The organism is Nesterenkonia sandarakina, from assembly GCF_013410215.1.
Classification (GTDB): Bacteria; Actinomycetota; Actinomycetes; order Actinomycetales; family Micrococcaceae; genus Nesterenkonia; species Nesterenkonia sandarakina.
Genome location: NZ_JACCFQ010000001.1, coordinates 2,490,999 through 2,509,844, shown reverse-complemented (window position 1 = coordinate 2,509,844; position 18,846 = coordinate 2,490,999). Strand labels below are relative to the sequence as shown.

14 protein-coding genes are annotated in these 18,846 nt (G+C 67.8%); 6 read left to right on the top strand and 8 right to left on the bottom strand.

Annotation, left to right across the window (positions count from 1 at the left end; all coding sequences use genetic code 11):
* The first annotated feature begins 5 nt into the window (after positions 1 to 5).
* The 5 genes from ruvB (at position 6) to HNR11_RS11495 (ending at position 6,976) form a co-directional block, all read left to right on the top strand.
* Positions 6 to 998 carry a Holliday junction branch migration DNA helicase RuvB gene (gene ruvB, locus HNR11_RS11515; protein WP_179442993.1) on the top strand — a complete coding sequence of 331 codons (993 nt, stop codon included), beginning with the start codon at positions 6 to 8 and terminating at the stop codon, positions 996 to 998.
* Positions 999 to 1,073: 75 nt separating this feature from the next.
* Positions 1,074 to 1,412 (top strand): preprotein translocase subunit YajC, encoded by a 339-nt coding sequence (locus tag HNR11_RS11510; protein ID WP_058889163.1) that lies wholly within the window; start codon positions 1,074 to 1,076, stop codon positions 1,410 to 1,412.
* A 10-nt stretch (positions 1,413 to 1,422) separates the two neighbouring features.
* Positions 1,423 to 3,399, top strand: a complete 1,977-nt coding sequence (secD, locus tag HNR11_RS11505) for a protein translocase subunit SecD (protein WP_179442447.1) — start codon at positions 1,423 to 1,425, stop codon at positions 3,397 to 3,399.
* The gene (gene secF, locus HNR11_RS11500; protein WP_179442445.1) at positions 3,399 to 4,526 is read left to right on the top strand and encodes a protein translocase subunit SecF; all 1,128 of its coding nucleotides are present in this window, start codon (positions 3,399 to 3,401) and stop codon (positions 4,524 to 4,526) included. The genes secD and secF overlap by 1 nt, the downstream gene beginning before the upstream one ends.
* Positions 4,527 to 4,684: 158 nt before the next feature.
* Positions 4,685 to 6,976 carry a RelA/SpoT family protein gene (locus tag HNR11_RS11495; RefSeq protein ID WP_343050696.1) on the top strand — a complete coding sequence of 764 codons (2,292 nt, stop codon included), beginning with the start codon at positions 4,685 to 4,687 and terminating at the stop codon, positions 6,974 to 6,976.
* Positions 6,977 to 6,981: 5 nt separating this feature from the next.
* On the opposite strand, the gene HNR11_RS11490 is transcribed toward HNR11_RS11495, so the two are convergent.
* From HNR11_RS11490 to lipB, 7 genes are all read right to left on the bottom strand, one after another.
* Entirely contained in the window at positions 6,982 to 7,866 is an 885-nt protein-coding gene (locus HNR11_RS11490) for a hypothetical protein (protein WP_179442441.1), read from the bottom strand.
* Between the two features lie 112 nt (positions 7,867 to 7,978).
* Positions 7,979 to 8,497 carry a Holliday junction resolvase RuvX gene (gene ruvX, locus HNR11_RS11485; RefSeq protein ID WP_179442439.1) on the bottom strand — a complete coding sequence of 173 codons (519 nt, stop codon included), beginning with the start codon at positions 8,495 to 8,497 and terminating at the stop codon, positions 7,979 to 7,981.
* The gene (gene alaS / locus HNR11_RS11480) at positions 8,490 to 11,189 is read right to left on the bottom strand and encodes an alanine--tRNA ligase (protein ID WP_179442437.1); all 2,700 of its coding nucleotides are present in this window, start codon (positions 11,187 to 11,189) and stop codon (positions 8,490 to 8,492) included. The genes ruvX and alaS overlap by 8 nt, the downstream gene beginning before the upstream one ends.
* Before the next feature lie 185 nt (positions 11,190 to 11,374).
* Positions 11,375 to 12,007 (bottom strand): 30S ribosomal protein S4, encoded by a 633-nt coding sequence (gene rpsD, locus HNR11_RS11475; protein WP_058889168.1) that lies wholly within the window; start codon positions 12,005 to 12,007, stop codon positions 11,375 to 11,377.
* Between the two features lie 303 nt (positions 12,008 to 12,310).
* Positions 12,311 to 13,111 (bottom strand): DUF4191 domain-containing protein, encoded by an 801-nt coding sequence (locus HNR11_RS11470; protein ID WP_058889169.1) that lies wholly within the window; start codon positions 13,109 to 13,111, stop codon positions 12,311 to 12,313.
* A gap of 23 nt (positions 13,112 to 13,134) precedes the next feature.
* Positions 13,135 to 14,142 (bottom strand): lipoyl synthase, encoded by a 1,008-nt coding sequence (gene lipA / locus HNR11_RS11465; RefSeq protein WP_179442435.1) that lies wholly within the window; start codon positions 14,140 to 14,142, stop codon positions 13,135 to 13,137.
* Entirely contained in the window at positions 14,139 to 14,879 is a 741-nt protein-coding gene (lipB, locus tag HNR11_RS11460; RefSeq protein WP_179442433.1) for a lipoyl(octanoyl) transferase LipB, read from the bottom strand. Before lipB ends, lipA begins: the two co-directional genes overlap by 4 nt.
* 100 nt (positions 14,880 to 14,979) lie before the next feature.
* On the opposite strand from lipB, the gene HNR11_RS11455 reads away from it, so the two are divergent.
* Positions 14,980 to 16,755: a serine/threonine protein kinase gene (locus tag HNR11_RS11455; protein WP_179442431.1), complete on the top strand. Its 1,776-nt coding sequence runs from the start codon at positions 14,980 to 14,982 to the stop codon at positions 16,753 to 16,755.
* 217 nt (positions 16,756 to 16,972) lie between these two features.
* Here the strand turns inward: HNR11_RS11455 and sucB are convergent, their stop codons facing one another.
* On the bottom strand, positions 16,973 to 18,838 hold the full coding sequence (gene sucB / locus HNR11_RS11450) for a 2-oxoglutarate dehydrogenase, E2 component, dihydrolipoamide succinyltransferase (protein ID WP_179442429.1): 1,866 nt from the start codon (positions 18,836 to 18,838) through the stop codon (positions 16,973 to 16,975).
* Positions 18,839 to 18,846: the final 8 nt, after the last annotated feature.

Sequence of the window (18,846 nt, the reverse complement as noted above, 5' to 3'; positions counted from 1 at the left end):
CCTCGATGACCGAGGAGCGTGCCATGGAGGCGGCGCTGCGCCCTAAGGCGCTGAGCGACTTCGTGGGACAGCAGACGGTGCGCCGCCAGCTCTCACTGGTGCTCGAGTCCTCCAGGATCCGCGGCACCGCTTCGGACCACGTGCTGCTCTCCGGGCCTCCCGGGCTGGGCAAGACCACCCTGGCGATGATCATCGCCGCGGAGATGAACGCCCCGTTGCGGATCAGCTCCGGTCCCGCGATCCAGCACGCCGGGGACCTGGCCGCGATCCTGTCCTCGCTGACCGAGGGCGAGGTGCTCTTCGTCGATGAGATCCACCGGATGTCCCGGCCCGCGGAGGAGCTGCTCTACATGGCGATGGAGGACTTCCGGGTGGATGTGATCGTCGGCAAGGGCGCCGGCGCCACGTCGATCCCGCTTGAGCTGCCGCCCTTCACCCTGGTGGGAGCCACCACGCGGGCAGGCCTGCTGCCGGGGCCGCTGCGGGACCGGTTCGGCTTCACCGGACAGCTCGAGTTCTACAGCACCGAGGAGCTCGAGCTGGTGCTGCGCCGTTCCTCGGCGATGTTGGAGATGAATGTCGCCTCGGAAGGATTCGCCGAGATCGCCGGGCGCTCCCGAGGCACTCCGCGGATCGCGAACCGACTGCTGCGCCGGGTGCGTGACTGGGCGCTGGTGCACCGCGTGGACCAGGTGGACCGGGCGACGGCGGCCGAAGCCCTGGAGATGTACGAGGTCGACGAGCGTGGCCTGGACCGTCTGGACCGGTCCGTGCTGGAGGCGCTGTGCCTGAGGTTCAAGGGCGGACCGGTGGGCCTTTCCACCCTGGCCGTCCTGGTCGGAGAAGAGACCGAGACCGTGGAGACCGTGGCCGAGCCCTACCTGGTGCGAGAGGGGCTGCTGGCCAGGACACCGCGTGGGCGCGTCGCCACTGACCAGGCCTGGCGGCACCTGGGGCTGACCCCGCCGGACCGGCATCCTGATAGTCTGTCGGGTTGAATGCCCGGCCAGCTCTGGGTGAATTGACCCCCACGCTGGCCGAGAACACCCCGTGACGAGAGATTGGCCCGATCTGTGAACGCTTCGCCCTATTACGCTCAGCTCCTCGCCACCGCAGGAGGGGGCGGACCCGCGCTGGACCCGTTCCTGCTGATCATGATCGCCATCCTGGTGATCTTCATGGTGCTCACCTTCCGCCGCGGGAAGAAGATGCGTGACGAGCAGACCAAGGCTCGCGGAGGCGCCGTGGTGGGCGCCCAGGTGGTCACCGCCGGCGGGATAGTCGGGACTGTGGTGACCCGTGACGAGGAGGCCCAGCGGGTGACTCTGGAGTTCAGCTCCGGGGACCGGGTGGACTTCCTCATCGGCGCCATCCAGCAGGTGGTCGAACCCGCCGCGACACCAGAGGACTGATCCGGCTCCTATGGCTCCACGCACCCCCGTCGCGAGTGCCCGCGGCGCCCTGATCGGTCTGCTCGTGCTGTTGCTCGGCATGGGCGGACTCCTTGCCTACGCGGTCCAGGACGGCCGTGCCCAGTGGGCGCCGCTGCTCGCCCTGGACCTTGAAGGCGGCACCCAGATGGTCCTCTCGCCCCAGGTGGAGGGCGGTGAAGAGATCGACGCCGAGCAGCTCGAACAGGCCGTGGAGATCATCCGGCAGCGCGTGGACGGCTCCGGCGTCACTGAATCCGAGATCGCCACCCAGGGTGCTGAGAACGTGGTTGTGGGCATGCCCGGCGTGCCCGACGAGGAGACCCGGGAGCTGATCCAGGCCTCCGCGAACATGGAGTTCCGGCCGGTGATCCAGGTCGATCAGGATCTGGACTTCCTGCAGCAGTCGCTGCTTGAGAACGAGGACCTCACCGAGGAGGAAGCCGAGGCGCTCGAAGAGGAGCTCTCGGCAGCCCAGGAGGAGGACGAGGAGCCCGCCGCGCAGCCGGAGGACTTCGAGGAGCCCACAGCGGAGCCGGAGAACGGCTCCGACCCGAACTGGATCACCCCAGAGGTCGCCGCCGAGTTCGCGAACTTCAGCTGCAGCACCGAGATCAGCCTCGAAGAGCGCGCCGCAGCGGCCGACGACGAGCCGCTGAGCGCATGTGATCCCACCACCGGCACGAAGTACCTGCTGGGACCGGTGGAGGTCCCCGGGACCAACATCGCCGATTCCAGCTTCGGCATGGAGCAGTCTCAGAGCGGACAGTCCACCGGGCGCTGGGCGGTGACCATCAACTTCGACGCCGAGGGCACCGAGTCCTTCCGCGACACCACCACCCGCCTGGTCAACCTGGAAGCTCCGCGGAACCAGTTCGCCATCATGCTCGACGGCCAGGTCATCTCGGCCCCGACCACCCAGGCGGCGATCGTGGACGGACGCCCGCAGATCACCGGTGACTTCACCGAGGACGAGGCGCGCGGGCTCTCCGAGCAGCTGCGCTACGGCTCGCTGCCGATCAGCTTCGAGATCGAGTCCGAACAGCAGATCTCTGCCACCCTCGGCGAGGAGCAGCTCCGGCTGGGTCTGCTCGCCGGCATCATCGGGCTGGTGCTGGTCGCGGGCTATGCATTGTTCCAATACCGGGCGCTGGGTCTGGTGACCATCGCCTCCCTGGTGGTTGCCGGCGTGATGACCTGGTGGGCGATCGCGCTGCTGGGCTGGAGCGACGGCTACAGGCTCTCGCTCGCCGGCATCGCAGGCCTGATCGTCTCGATCGGTCTGACCGCTGACTCCTTCATCGTGTACTTCGAGCGCGTCAAGGACGAGCTGCGCGAAGGCCGGTCGCTTCCGGGTGCGGTGGAAGCGGGCTGGGCCCGCGCCCGACGCACCATCCTCGCCTCGAAGGCCGTGAACATCATCGCCTCCGTGGTGCTCTACCTGGTCGCCGTGGGCAACGTTCGCGGCTTCGCGTTCACCCTGGGACTGACCGCGATCATCGACATCATCCTGGTCTTCCTCTTCACCCACCCGCTGATGCAGCTGATCGCCCGAAGGAAGTTCTTCGCCGCAGGCAAACCGTTCTCGGGGCTCTCTGAGAAGGAGCTGGGCGTGGACGTGCTCTACCGCGGACGCGGACGCTTCGCGCGCAGCAGCGTGGTCGCGACAGGTCCGGCGGGTCCGATGACCCCCCGCGACTCCACCGCCGACCCAGGCGGGGAGGGGCCCCCGAGCAGTCCGCTGCCTCGCTCGGCCGGCACCCCCGATGACGCTCGGGAGGCCCGGGTCGAGGAACTTCCTGAGATCTCGGAGCTGGAATGGAGCCAGATGACCATCGCCGAACGACGCCGCGCCCGCGCCGCCGCCGCGCGGCAGCGAAGCGCCGAATCAACCGGTGACGGCTCAGCGGTCGACACCGAGGTATCGGATGAGCGCGTGACATCGCGAGAGACCGAGGAGGACCGCTGATGGCTGCAGGATTCGCCAAGACCGGCAACCAGCTCTACACCGGTGAACGGTCCTACCCGTTCATCCAGCGCTCGAACCTCTGGTTCCTGCTCGCCGGGATCCTGGTGCTCGCCTCCATCGCGGTGCCGTTCTTCCGGGGCGGCTTCAACCTGGGAATCGAGTTCACCGGCGGATCGGAGTTCACGGTCTCACAGACCCAGGACACCGACATCGCCATCGGTGAGGACGCCGTCTCCGAGATCTCCGGCCAGGAGGCGGTTGTGACCAACGTCGCGCCGAACACGGTGCGGGTGCAGACCGCTGAGCTCAGCGACACCGAGACCCTGGAGGTCGCTGACGCGCTGCAGCAGGGCTACGGGGTCTCCGCGGAGCAGGTCAGCTCCACCTTCATCGGCCCGGTCTGGGGCGAGCAGATCTCGCAGCAGATGACGCTGGGCCTGGTGATCTTCGTGGTGCTCGTGGCGCTGTACATGGCGTTCTACTTCCGCACCTGGACCATGTCGCTCGCGGCGATGCTGGGACTGGGGTTCGTGGTGATCACCACGGTGGGCATCTACGCGCTCACCGGATTCGAGGTCACCCCCAGCGCGATCATCGGCTTCCTGACGATCCTCTCCTACGCTCTCTACGACACCATGGTGGTCTTCGACAAGATCCGAGAGAACCTGGAGCCGCTGCACGCGCAGAAGGACCAGACGTTCACCGAACGGGTGAACCTGGCGGTGAACCAGACCCTGGTGCGTTCCCTGAACACCTCCGTGGTCGGCATCCTGCCGGTGGGATCGATCCTTTTCATCGGCTCGCTGCTGCTCGGCGCCGGGACCCTGCGTGACATCTCGCTCTCGCTCTTCGTCGGCATCATCGTGGGCACCCTCGCCACGATCTTCGTCCAGGCTCCGCTCTACGCCCGGATGCGGCGCAACGACAAGGACATCAAGGCCCACACCGAAGAGGTGCTCAGGCTGCGCGAGACCCGAGGGGTATACGCGGTCACCTACTCCGGCACCGCGCTGGATGAGTCCGGGCGTCCCGTGGCGTTCCCGCCGCTTCCGGAGCCGGAGCCCGAGGAGGAGCCGGAGGACGAGGACGACTACCAGGTCATCATTCAGGCTCGGCACGAGCACTGAGTCTCAGCCGTCGCTGAATTGGGGCTACAATTGCCGACACGCCGTCTTCAGCATCCCGGCGCAGCCCTAGGGAAAGCAGGTCCGCACTGGTGAACGAGGAACGCCCGGCAGCAAAGGGCATCACGCAGCTCGCCGCAGCGAGTGCAGCCTCACCGCCCGTGGTCCGACGAGCTCGCGCCGTCGGCGTGGTCAGTGACGAGGCATCGTCTTCACCGCTGCTCGAGCCGCTGTTGCGCGCCATGCGGGCCAATGACTCCCAGCAGGACTTCCCCCTGGTCCAGCGCGCCTTCGAGGTCGCAAATCATCACCACCGGGACCAGAAGCGCAAGAGCGGTGACCCCTACATCACCCACCCGGTGGCCGTGGCCACCATCCTCGCCGAGCTCGGCCTCACCGGCTCCACGCTGGCCGCCGCGCTGCTGCACGACACCGTGGAGGACACCGCCTACTCCCTGGAGCAGCTGACCGAGGAGTTTGGCACCGAGATCGCGCTGCTCGTCGATGGCGTCACCAAGCTGGACAAGCTCAAGTTCGGCGATGCCGCTCAGGCCGAGACCGTGCGCAAGATGGTCCTGGCCATGGCCAAGGACATCCGCGTGCTGATGATCAAGCTCGCGGACCGGCTGCACAACGCGCGCACCTGGCGGTATGTGGCCGCGGAGTCCAGTGCCCGGAAGGCGAAGGAGACCCTGGAGATTTTCTCCCCGCTGGCCCATCGGCTCGGGATGAACACCATCAAATGGGAGCTCGAAGACCTCTCCTTCGCAGCCTTGTACCCCAAGGTGTATGAAGAGATCGTCCGGCTTGTGGGGGACCGCACGCCGCAGCGCGAGAAGTTCCTCGCCGAGGTGCGCGAGACCATCGCCGATGACCTCAACGACGCCGCCATCTCCGCCACCATCACGGGTCGCCCCAAGCACTACTACTCGATCTATCAGAAGATGATCGTGCGGGGCAAGGAATTCGACGACATCCACGACCTGATGGGCGTCCGGGTGCTCGTGGACACGATCCGGGACTGCTACGCGGTCCTCGGTGCCCTGCATGCACGTTGGAACCCGCTGCCCGGGCGGTTCAAGGACTACATCGCGATGCCGAAGTACAACATGTACCAGTCGCTGCACACCACGGTGCTCGGCCCGGCCGGCAAGCCGGTGGAGATCCAGATCCGCACCCATGAGATGCATCGCCGCGCAGAGTACGGCGTCGCCGCGCACTGGAAGTACAAGCAGGACTTCTCGGCCACCGCCCCAGCCTCGGCGGTGGACCAGCCGACCGGCGGGTCTCTCGCGGGCACCGCGACCCAGCAGTCCCAGGCCACCGAGGACATCGGCTGGCTGCGGTCCCTGGTGGACTGGCAGTCGGAGACCAAGGACCCGGATGAGTTCCTGGACTCGCTGCGTTTCGAGATCAACGCCAAGGAAGTCTTCGTCTACACCCCCAAGGGTGAGGTCATGGCGCTTCCGGCCGGTTCCACCCCGGTGGACTTCGCCTACGCGATCCATACCGACGTCGGGCACAAGACCATCGGTGCCCGGGTGAACGGGAAGCTGGTGCCGCTGAACTCCGAGCTGCAGCACGGGGACTGGGTGGAGATCTTCACCTCCAAGTCCGAGACCGCTGGTCCCAGCAACGACTGGCTGCAGTTCGTGAAGAGCCCGCGAGCCCGGAACAAGATCCGTCACTGGTTCTCCAAGGAGCGCCGTGAGGAGTCCATCGAGCGCGGCAAGGAGAGCCTGACCAAGGCGATCCGGAAGTCTCAGCTGCCGCTGCAGAAGGTGATGAACCCCGAGGTGCTGGACACCGTCGCCAAGCAGCTGCACTACACCGAGGTCGCCGGGCTCTACGCCGGGGTGGGGGAGGAGCATGTCTCCACCCAGAACGTCATCGAACACCTCACCGCACTCTTCGAGCCCGAGGAGGAAGAGTCTGAGGAGCACGACACCACTCCGATCACCTCTCCTGGGACCCCCGCGAACCAGTATTCCGACGCCGGTGTCATCGTCCGGGGTGCGGGCAACGTTCTGGTCAAGCTGGCCCGCTGCTGCACACCGGTGCCACCGGATGAGATCGAGGGATTCGTGACCCGCGGTCAGGGCGTCTCGGTGCACCGCGCGGACTGCCGCAATGTCCAGCAGCTGCGCGAGCAGCCCGGGCGCCTGGTCGAGGTCGAGTGGGCCCCGACAAAGTCCTCGGTGTTCCTGGTCGAGATCCAGGTGGAGGCCCTGGACAGGAAGTCGCTGCTCTCCGACGTGACCCGGATCCTGGCAGAGTCCCAGGTCAACATCCTTTCAGCCAGTGTGCAGACCTCACGGGACCGGGTGGCGATCTCTCGCTTCTCCTTCGAGATGGGGGACCCGCGCTACCTGAACCACGTGCTGAACTCGGTGCGCCGGATCGACGGGGTCTACGACGTCTACCGCACAGTGGGCAAGCGCCGCGAACACTGAGCACCTCATCCGGAAGGGATGTGGCAGGCCAGCAGGGCTGCGATCCGCTCGACGCGTCCGTTCGGGGTGCGACCATGCGGGGTGCGCCCGTCCGGGGTGCGCCCGTCCGGGGTTCGCTCGTCCGGGGTGCGCCCGTCCGGGGCGTGCCCGAGGCTGGGATCGTCCCGGAGCCCCGGGTCTGTGGTGCCGTGTCCTGGCGGGACGACGCCGCGACCGCCGAGCTGTGACTGGATCTGCCGGAGCAGCGCCTGAGGGTGGATAGGTTCGGCCTCACTGAGACAGAGCCGCCGGATCGCGGTCCAGCGCCGGGCCCGGTCATCACCGGGCGCCGATCCAGCTTCCGGTGCTCTCCCCGGGCCTGGTCCTGATCGAGCGCCCGGCGCCGATCCGGCGTCGGTCGCTGTCCTGGTGCGAGGCTGCGCGGGCGGTGCATCGAGCGCGCGTCGGCTGCCCACCGTGCCCAGCCCCAGGAAGAGATCGGCCGCGGTGCGCAGTGGGGTGGTCACCGGAACGCCTTGGAGCTGGCGCTGCTCCTGCTCCGTCAGGGGCACCTGGTGGACCTGCCAGGGGACCGGTCCGGCAGTCCGACGTCGGTAGACCCCCGCCGTGATCACGGTGATCCGCGGCGGTGCGGCCGGTGTTCCCAGGTGGACCCACGCGGCAGACTCCCCGCAGAGCACCGCGTGCGCGCGCAGGCCTCCTGCGAGCAGGGTCCGGCAGGCTTGGGCTCGCAGCGCCGGGGCGTCCGGCAGCGAGCTGGCGGCGTAGAGGTCTCCCAGCAGCGGACGCAGGGCACCCTCATGGACCATGACCTGAAGTTCAGCGGCAGAGAAGTCAACCCCGGCGCGGTAGACCCCCGGGGGCAGGCTCGGCGCGGTGTGGGTTCGCATGCCTTGAGCCTCCCGGAACAGCTGTCGCGAGGCCAGCCCTGCAACTGCGCTGTGGACGGGCTGCGCGCAGAGTCTGATGCGGCGCCGGCTGTGGAGAGCCCGGCCTGGGCCTTCAGCCGGCGGAGACCGTCGTCCCGGGTTCACGGCCCCAGGACTGGCGCATATCCAGGGCGTGGGTCAGGATCTCCACCGCGGCGGCCTGATCGATCCGGGACCGCTGGTCCTTCGAGGCCACCCCGGATGCGCGCATCTTGGAGGCGGCCGAGACCGTGGAGAGACGCTCATCGACCAGGTGGACCGAGGTCTCCAGCTGCGCGGTCGCGATCATCTCTGCCAGCGCAGCGGCGTAGTCACGTGCCTTCTGAGTGGACGGGGTGTCATCGCCGGAGAGCGAGAGCGGCAGCCCGACGTAGACCGCCCGGGCACCCCGGTCCCGGATGATGGTGATCAGCATGCTCAGGTCCGAGGCCCGGTTGGGGTCTCGACGCAGGGTCATCACCGGAGTGGCGATCAGGGCGTCAGGGTCCGAGGCGGCCAGCCCGACCCGGGCGTCACCGACATCGATGCCCAGCCGCACCCCGGCGCGCGCGCTCGGGCCGGGGGAGGCGGCGTTCTGCGGCTGATCAGACACGCTGGCCCACCGCGGCGGTGACTGCCTCCAGGGCCGGCAGGATCTGGGACGCGTCCTGACCGCCGCCCTGGGCGAGGTCGGCCTTGCCGCCGCCCCCGCCGCCGAGCACCGCGCAGGCCCGCTTGACCAGGTCACCAGCGGAGACTCCCTGGTCTCGAGCGGCCTCGGTGGTGGCCACCACGATGACCGGTCGGCCCTTGGACTCACCGGCCACCGCGACGGCGGCCGCGCGGGAGCCGAAGCGTCCGCGCAGGTCCAGCGCGAGCGCGCGCAGATCTTCAGCCCCGGACACGGCTCCGGCGTTATGCGTCAGCACGTCGACCCCACCGGCATCCACGGCCTGGGAGAGCAGCTCCCCGGCCTTGGCGCGCAGCTGGGCGCTGCGCAGCTTCTCCAGTTCGCGCTCGACCTCCTTGAGCTTGGCCAGGGTCGAGGCGATCCGGTCAGGGACCTGGTCCGCGGGGACCTTGAGCATCTCGGTGAGCTGGTTGACCAGGGTGCGCTCGGCGGCGAAGTGGTGGAACGCGTCGAGCCCGACCAGTGCTTCGACACGGCGGTTCCCCGAGCCCACGGAGGCCTCCGACATCAGGGCCAGGGTGCCGATCTCGGCGGTGGCGTCCACATGTGTGCCGCCGCAGAGCTCGCGGGACCAGGCCCCGTTGATCTCGACCATCCGGACCTCGTTGCCGTACTTCTCGCCGAAGAGCATCATCGCGCCCTGCGCCTGCGCCTCCTCCAGCGAGGTGACCCGGGTCTGGACTTCGTAGTTGTCCCGGATGGCGAGGTTGGCGGCGGCTTCGAGCTCCTGTCGAGCGGCGCTGCTCATAGCCGCCTCGGAGGTGAAGTCGAAACGCAGGTACCCCTCCTTGTTGAAGGAGCCGGCCTGCACTGCTTCCGGGCCCAGCACGTCATGCAGGGCGGCGTGGATCAGGTGGGTGCCGGTGTGCGCCTTCTCCGCATCCAGACGACGACGCACGTCGATGGCGCCCAGTGCTTCCGCGCCGACCGGAACCTCTCCGGAGAGCACCCGGGCGCGGTGCACCGAGAGGCCCTTGATCGGGGACTGCACGTCGAGGACCTCGAGTTCGAACCCGTCACCGGTGATCCGCCCGGTGTCCGGGGCCTGGCCACCGGCCTCGGCGTAGAAGGGGGTGGCGTCGAGGACCAGCTCGATGTCCTCCCCGGCCGAGGCGCTGGTGCGCATCTGCCCGTCCACGAGCACGCCGCGGATCCGCGACTCGGTGGTGTGTTCGGTGTAGCCGGTGAAGTGGGTCGGGGAGTCGGCGCGCAGCTCCTGGTAGAGCTGGGTGTCCGCGTGTCCAGACTTCTTGCCCTTGGCATCGGCCCGGGCGCGTTCGCGCTGCTCGGTCATCAGTTCACGGAATCGATTCTCATCGACACCGACCCCGGCCTCGGCGGCCATCTCCAGGGTCAGGTCGATCGGGAAGCCGTAGGTGTCGTGCAGCGCGAACGCATCGGCGCCGGTCACGGCGGCCCCGGCGGTCTGCGCCGTGCTCACAGCCGAGCGCAGCTTCGCGGTGCCCGCAGAGATGGTGCGCAGGAAGGCCTGCTCCTCCTTGACTGCGGTCTGGTGGATCTTCTCGAAGCCGGACTCGACCTCGGGGTAGGTGCCCTTCATCGCGTCCTTGGACACGCTGACCAGTTCGCCGAAGACCGGCTGTTCCACCCCCATCAGGCGCATCGCCAGGATCACCCGGCGGATCAGGCGGCGCAGCACGAAGCCGCCGCCCTCGTTGGAGGGACGCACACCGTCGGAGATGAGCATCAGTGAGCTGCGCACATGGTCAGCGATCATGCGAAGCCGCACGTCATTGGCGTGGTGCGGGTCGGCGGGGTCTTCGGTGGAGGTGTACTCCAGGCCGGCCAGCTCGGCGGCCCGGTCGAGCACCGGACGGACCTGGTCGGTCTCGTACATGTTCTCCACGCCCTGCAGGACCATGGCCAGGCGTTCCAGGCCGAGGCCGGTGTCGATGTTCTTGTTCTGCAGCGGGCCGGCGACCTCGAACTCGGTCTTCGAGTGCACTGCGGAGAGCCGGTACTGCATGAACACCAGGTTCCAGATCTCCACGTACCGGGTCTCATCGGCGGCGGGGCCGCCCTCGATGCCGTAGGCGGGCCCGCGGTCGTAGTAGATCTCGGAGCAGGGGCCGCCTGGGCCCGGCTGGCCGGTGTTCCAGTAGTTGTCCTCGGGGCCGAAACGCTGGATCCTGGCTTCCGGGACACCGACCTGGTCCCGCCAGATGGCGTAGGCCTCGTCGTCGTCCTGGTACACCGTGATCCACAGCCGCTCCGGATCCAGACCGTAGCCGCGCAGCCCGGTCTCCGGGTCTGGCTCGCGGGAGTGGGTCAGCAGCTCCCAGGCCATCGGGATGGCCGTCTCCTTGAAATAGTCGCCGAAGGAGAAGTTCCCGCACATCTGGAAGAAGGTGCCGTGGCGCGCGGTCTTGCCGACCTCTTCGATGTCTGCGGTGCGGATGCACTTCTGCACCGACACGGCCCGCGAGTAGGGCGGCTTCTCGGTACCCATGAAGTAGGGGATGAAGGGCACCATCCCGGCGATGGTGAACAGCACCGAGGGATCCGGGGAGATCAGCGATGCTGAGGGGACGCGCTCATGCCCCTTGGCGGCGAAGTAGTCGTACCACGTCCGGGCGATGTCCTCGGTCTTCATGAGTTTCTCGGGTCCTTTTGCTGATGGTCGCTGCGAGTCGGCCGCGGAAGTCTCATGTCTGTGACTTCTCTGGATCTGCGCCGGGACCAGCTTAGTGGAAACACAGAGCCCGCTGCGGCCTCCGGTGAGGGAGGGCAGCGGGCTCTGTGGGTCTCAGAACGCGGTTCTGAGTGATCCGAGTCGGATCAGCGTGCGTAGAACTCGACCACGAGCTGCTCTTCGCAGGTGACCGGGACCTCTTCGCGCTTGGGCTTGCGGGACAGAGTCGCCTGGAGCTTCTCGATCTCCACGGTGAGGTAGCCCGGGACCGTGGGGAGTGCATCCTGGTGGGTGCCTGCGGCGGCCACCTGGAAGGGCTCGAAGACCTCGGAGCGCTCGTGCACGTGGATCATCTGGCCGGGCTTCACGCGGAAGGACGGGCGGTCCACGCGCTTGCCGTTGACCAGGATGTGACGGTGCACCACGAACTGGCGGGCCTGGGCGATGGTGCGGGCGAACCCGGCACGCAGCACCAGGGCGTCAAGCCGGGACTCGAGCAGCTCGACCAGGTTCTCACCGGTCAGGCCCTCGTGCATCCGCTTGGCCTCTTCGTAGTAGCGCAGCATCTGGGCTTCCCGGATGCCGTACTGGGCGCGCAGACGCTGCTTCTCCTTCAGACGCACCGCGTAGTCGGAATCGGTGCGACGCCGGGTGCGGCCGTGCTGACCGGGACCGTAGGGGCGGCGGTCCAAGTACTTCTGGGCCTTGGGGGTCAGCGCGATGCCAAGGGCACGCGATGCCTTCACAGTACGACGACTGCGCAGAGGTGTTTTGGGCATATTCTGCCTTTCTGTCTTGTCGGCGAATGATGTTTATTCCTGATCGCGACAAACGATCAGGTACCTGGCCTCCGAGATCCGTGGTTCGGAGAGTGTGAGCCGCCGAAGACTCACTGCACTGCGACATCGCACCGGCACACGGGCGCTCCATCAGAGAATCTGGGGGAGCGTCTGTGTGCAGGGATCTCTTCAAGGGGCGCGATGCCTGCCAGACAGCACAACAGCCTAACACCGGGGACGAGAGAACCCCAATCATCCTCAGGATGATCGGGGTTCTCTCAGGCAGGATCTGCGGGAGTGGATCTAGCCGCGCAGCGCCTTGCGGTCTGGGCGGGTGCGGTAGGGGTCGACGCCCTTGGGGATCGGGGGACGGGAGATCGGCAGCGCCGTGAGCCGACGGTCCACCGCGTTGACCTCGTGCTTGGTCAGCTTCTTGTCCAGCTTCTTGATGGTCTTGACCAGCTTCTGCAGCGGAACCTGCTGATCGCCGCGACCTGACTGGATGACGTGGATCGGGACACCGGTGTCCCGAAGGATCGGGCTGAAGCGCTTGCGGGTCTTCTCCACCAGCTTGTTCACCCGACCGGCGGGGCCTTCGGTGATCAGCACCAGCCCGGGCTTGCCCACCACCCGGAAGATCGCGTCCTGGGTCTTGGGGTCCATCGCGACCGGCTCCTCGGTGACGACCCACCCGCGCTTGAGCGTGCTCAGTGCGGCGGCGGCAGCCCCCGGGCGGCCCTCGATCCTAGAGAAGGCGGCCTTCTCGGCGCGCCGGTTCATCACGATCATCGCCGCGAGCAGACCGAACGGAAGCCCGATCAGCAGACCGGTCACCCAGTTCAGCAGCAGCGTGAAGAGCAGGAAGAAGACTCCGAAGGTGGCGAAGAAGGCCAGCGCCATCCACCATCCGATGTTCGGGTCGTAGGAGCGGGTCATGGTGAAGACCTGCTTGATCCGCGCGAAGAAGCCCTCTTGTTTATTGGCCTTCTTGCGGGCCTTACGGTCCCGCTGTTCAGCCTTCTGCTGGGCCTTGAGATTCTTGAGCGCGGCCTTTGCCTCTGCCTTGGAGGAAGCCTTGGAAGGAGTGGAGTCAGCTGGTGCCATAGTGATCTCAGTCTACCGCAGGCTCAGTAGCCCGCAGCGACCAGGGTGGAGGCCTCCTGCTTGGTCGTCCCGGAGGGCTCGATGTGGGCCAGCGCGGCGGGGATCTCCCAGCCCTTCTTCTGCATCGCCTTGGCCCAGAGTGACCCGGCCCGGTAGGAGGAGCGGACCAGGGGCCCGGACATCACACCGAGGAAGCCGATCTCCTCGGCCTCCTGGGAGATGTCGAGGAACTCCTGGGGCTTGACCCAGCGGTCCACCGGGAGGTGCCGCGGGGTGGGCCGCAGGTACTGCGTGATGGTCAGCAGGTCACACCCGGCGTCGTGAAGGTCGCGCAGCGCCTCGGAGATCTCCTCGTGGGTCTCTCCCATGCCCAGGATCAGGTTCGACTTGGTGATCATGCCGTGACCGCGGCCCTGGGTCAGCACGTCCAGTGACCGTTCATAGCGGAAGGCAGGACGGATCCGCCGGAAGATCCTCGGGACCGTCTCGACGTTGTGCGCGAACACCTCGGGGGCGGCTTCGCAGATCCCGGCGATGTTCTCCTCACGTCCGGAGAAGTCCGGGATCAGGATCTCCACGCCGGTGCCCGGGTTCAACTCGTGGATCTTGCGGATGGTCTCCGCGTAGAGCCACACCCCCTCATCGGGGAGGTCATCACGGGCGACCCCGGTCACGGTGGCGTAGCGCAGCTGCATCTCCTGCACCGACTGTGCGACCTGCAGCGGCTCGGACTCATCCACGGCGCCCGGGCGTCCGGTGTCGATCTCGCAGAAGTCACAGCGCCGGGTGCAGGCGGAGCCCCCGATCAGGAACGTGGCCTCTCGGTCTTCCCAGCATTCAAAGATGTTCGGACACCCGGCTTCCTCACAGACCGTGTGCAGGCCCTTCTCTCCGACGCGCTTCTTCATCTCGGTGAACTCGGTGCCGATCTTGACCTTGGTGCGCATCCACTCGGGCTTGCGCTCCACGGGGATCGAGGCATTGCGTGCTTCCACGCGCAGCATGCGACGGCCTTCTGGTGCCACAGTCACTGTGGTGCTCCTTCTGTAGTTCGGGACATCACACAGGTGTCCTGGTCTGCGCCGAAGCCGGGGGACCCGGTGGGGACGGGCGCGTCGTCGTCGTGGTGAAGCAGCCGCGGCAGGGCCCGGCTCAGTTCCTCGGTCACCCGGTCTGCCACGTCTTCAGGGGTGACCCGGCGGCCCAGCTCCGCGCTGATGCTGGTGGTCTTGGCGTCGTTGATGCCGCAGGCGATGATGTTCTCGAAGGGCGCGAGATCGTTGGAGCAGTTCAGCGCGAACCCGTGCATGGTGACCGCGTGATGCACACGCAGTCCGATGGCGGCGATCTTGCGGTCCGGCCCGTCCTCGGTGATCCAGACCCCTGAGCGCCCCGGCACCTGGGTGCCCACGATGCCGAAGTCGTCCTGAAGGATCCGGATCAGGGTCTTCTCCAGGACGCAGACGTAGTCCTTCACCAGCGAGCGATCACGCAGATGCAGGATCGGGTAGCCGACGAGCTGACCACGGCCGTGCCAGGTGATCTTGCCGCCGCGGTCCACCTCCACCACCGGGGTGCCGTCCGCGGGCAGGTCCTCAGGCTCGGTGCGTCGCCCGGCGGTGTAGACGTCGGCATGCTCGAGCAGCAGCACCGTGGAGGGCGCCGTGCCGTCCTGCACTGCCGAGTGCAGCCGCCGCTGTTCGGCGAGGGCCTCGGAGTAGTCGAGAAGCTCAGGATCGAACCCGAGCCTCGTGAATGCGAGCTCCATGACACCAGCCTAGACCGATTACAGGCTGACGTGAGAACCGGCGTCGCAGATGACCTGTGGATAACTCGGGCGCGGGCTGGAGGGCGGTGAGAATGGTGGTATGAACGCTGACCCCACCGGCGGCACCCTGTACCGGGCAGAACCGCTTGAGCGCGTGGCACGGACCTTCCACGGTTGGGGGGACCGCGGCTGGGACCCTCCGCAGGCGCCTGGCATCACGGTGGAGCGGCTGCTGGGCGTGGAGGCCGAGGCTTTGGTGTGGCTGGTCTGGTGGGATTCTCCGGCGGAGCCGGACTGGCAGCTGGTCGACGGGTGCCCGCCGGCGGCCTTCGCCTTGAAGGTTCCCCGTGCGCCGGTCGCCGATCCGATCCCGCTGCGCAGCGCCATCGCTGAGCTTCAGGCGTTGGACATGCTGCGTCATGAACACCTGGTCCGCGCCTACGGGGTGCTGGAGACCTCGCAGGGGCTTGGACTCATGCTTGAGCCGTATAGCGCAGGTGCCCTGGGAGACCTCCTGCTCAGCGTCGGCACCCTGGACCTCGGGGAGGTCGTCACCGTGCTGACCCCGATAGCGACCGCTCTGGGAGCGCTGCACCGAGGCGGGGTCGCCCACGGGAAGGTCACCCCGGGGAACATCCTGCTCGCCGCGGACGGCAAGCCGGCGCTCGGAGATCTGGCGGACGCCGCGGTCCTGAGTACCCCGCGAACCCTCACCGCCTCGGCCGGGTTCACCGCTCCGGAACGGGACCTTGAAGCTCGGCTTCCCCCCGAGGCGGATGCGGCGGCACGCCGAGAGGCGCGGGCCGGCCTGGCTCCGGCAGCTGATGTGTACGCACTGGGCGCGGTGGCCTGGTTCGCCCTGACCCACTCGGTGCCCGCCGTGGGACGGCGGCGGGCACCGCTGCGCAGTCTGCGACCAGAGCTTCCCGCCTCGATCTCCCGGCTGCTCGAGGCGGCTCTGGACACCGAGCCGGCGCGCCGGCCCAGTGCCGAGGACTTCGCGGTGGAGCTGTTCCGCTGCGCCGCCCCGACCGCGTTGGATCTCACCCCTTACGTGCACGAGGAGGTGGTTCCCGAACTCCCCAGCAGGCCCGGCCCTGCAAAGCAGGGTCACCGCCGGGCGCCCCGGGTCGCCGCGCTCACCCTTGCGGGCCTGGGGTTCGCTGGACTCTGGGTGGCGGCAGGACCACCGGTCTCCACGCCGACGACGACGCTGGCTCCCGCCTCGCATGAGGCTCACCCCGAGGCACAGTCCGGTGAGAGCGCCGGGGCCCCTGACACCGCCGATACCCCTGAGACCGCCGATACCTCTGACACCGCCGATACCTCTGACACCCCTGGGCCGTCTGAAGCCGGTGCGGGCCGGGCAGAGACCCCTGAGCCCCGATTCGGGACCGGCGACGGCGGCGGCTCGACGCCGCTGCAGCTGCTGCGAGATCCAGACCCGATGCGCGCCGTGGCAGGCATCGCGGCGCTGCGCACCCAGGCGCTGCGTGACGTCTCCGAACAGGATGTCCGCCGCTACACCGTGCCCGATGCCCCAGCCCGGACTGCCGAGCTGGAGCTGATCCGGGGCTTCGCCCGGACCGGTGCCGGCTATCAGGGAGCGGCGTTGTCGATCCAGGTCAGTCGGGAGGATGCAAATAGCAGTTCAGGCTCGCAGCAGTCGGAATCGCAGCAACCGGAGTCTTCCGACCCCGACCTCGCGCCGGAACGTGTCACAGAACTTCCCGTCACTGTGACGGCCGGGGGAGCCTCCGCGGGTGCGGCCGAGTCCCAGAGGGTGCTGCTGGTGCTGCACCGAGTGCAGGACAGGTGGCTGCTGCACAGCGTCCGGGAGCTCCCCGCAAGCGTCGAGGACAGGCAGCTCCAGTAGGAGCAGCTCCAGGAGCGGCCGGGTGAGGTGGCTGCGCGTGCAGCGGCCGGGTGAGGCATGAGAACTGGGTGCTGATCCAGAACCGGGCTCGGACGCAGAAGAGGGCCCGTCCCTTCCAGGACGGACCCTCTTCTGTGCCGACTGAGCACCTCGGTCAGGGAGCTGAGGTCCCGACTTCCCCGGGCGTTCGTTCCCCTGACCCTGCTCCGGGGGCGTTCTAGAGGCCCAGCTGAGCCTCGAAGTTGCCTTCTTCCAGGCGGGCCTTCAGCGTCTGCATGAAACGTCCGGCGTCGGCGCCGTCGACCAGGCGGTGATCGTAGGTCAGCGAGAGGTACATCATGTGCCGGATGCCGATGGACTCGTTGCCGTCTGCATCGGTGACCACCATCGGGCGCTTCACGATCGTCCCGGTGCCCAGGATTGCGACCTGCGGCTGGTTGATGATCGGGGTGTCGAAGAGCGCACCCACCGAACCGAAGTTCGTGATCGTGAACGTGCCTCCGGAGAGCTCACCCGGACCGATCTTGGACTGACGGGTCCGCTCGGCCACGTCAGCGATCTTCTTGGCGAGTCCTGCGATGCTCAGATCGCCCGCATCGTTGATCACCGGAACCAGCAGGCCCTTCTCAGTGTCTACGGCAAGCGCCAGGTGCTCGGCGTCGTGGTAGGTGATCTGCTGGTTGGCCTCGTCGTACTCCGCGTTGAGCTTGGGGTGCTGCTTGAGCGCCTCGGTCACGGCGGTGCCGATGAAGGGCAGGTAGGTGAGGTTCACACCGTTCTGCGACTTGAAGGAGGCCTTCGCCTTGGCGCGCAGGTTCACGATGCGGGTCATGTCGATCTCGTGCACCTGGGTGAGCTGTGCGGAGATGTCCAGGGACTCGTTCATCCGCTGCGCGATCACCTGGCGGATGCGCGGAGCCTTCTCGGAGGATCCGCGCTTGCTGGTGTCCACCTCGACCTTGGGAGCGGACTTGGCAGGTGCTGCCGCCTCGGCCGGGGCCTCGGACTCGGTCTGGGACTTGCTCGCCTCGGCGGCGTCGACCACGTCCTGCTTGCGGATGCGCCCACCGACTCCGGTGCCCTTGACGTCGGCCAGGTCCACGCCCTCGTTCTTGGCCAACCGGCGCACCAGGGGAGTGACGTAACCCTCCGCGGAGGAGTCCGAGGACTCGGACTTCGGCTCTGCCTTGGATTCGGACTTCTGCTCGGACTCGGCCGGGGCCTCCTGCTGGGTCCGCTCCTCTGGGGCGGGCTCCTGTTCCGGCTCGGACTTCTCCGGAGTGGACTCCTCGGTGGCCGGCTCGGCAGCTGCCGCCTCGGCCTCCTCGTCCTGCTCCTGTTCCGCATCTGCTGAGTCGGAACCGCCGGAGGAACCGGCGGAGGCCCCTGAACCGACCAGCGCGAGCACGGCGCCGACCTCGATGGTCTCGTCCTCAGAGACCATGATCTCCTGGATGGTGCCAGCCACGGGGGAGGGGACCTCGGTGTCGACCTTGTCGGTGGAGACCTCCAGCAGCGGCTGATCGACCTCCACGGTGTCACCGACCTCCACCAGCCAGCGGGTCACGGTGCCCTCAGTGACCGATTCGCCCAGAGCCGGGAGCGTGATCTCCTGGGACTCTCCACCCTCGGAGGAGCCGGAGGAGGACTCGCCGGTCGACTCAGCGCCCTGGTCCTCGGAGGTGTTCTCTTCTGCGGCCTGTTCCGTGGCCTCAGGCTGGGCCGCCTCGGTGGCGGCATCCTCGGCCTCTTCGGCCTCGGAGCTGGACTCATCCTCGCCGGAGGTCTCCTCCTGGGCGTCCTCCTCTGCGGAGTCCTGCGAGGACCCGGAATCGTCCGAGCCCGCGCCGTCGCCGATCTTCACCAGGGGGGCGCCGACCTCGACGGTCTCGTCTTCGGCGACGAGCAGCTCCTCGATGGTGCCTGCGGCGGGGGAGGGGACCTCGGTGTCGACCTTGTCGGTGGAGACCTCCAGCAGCGGCTGATCAACTTCGACGGTGTCACCGACCTCCACGAGCCAGCGGGTCACGGTGCCTTCGGTGACTGATTCACCTAGGGCTGGAAGGTTCACGGTTTCAGACATGGTGTCCG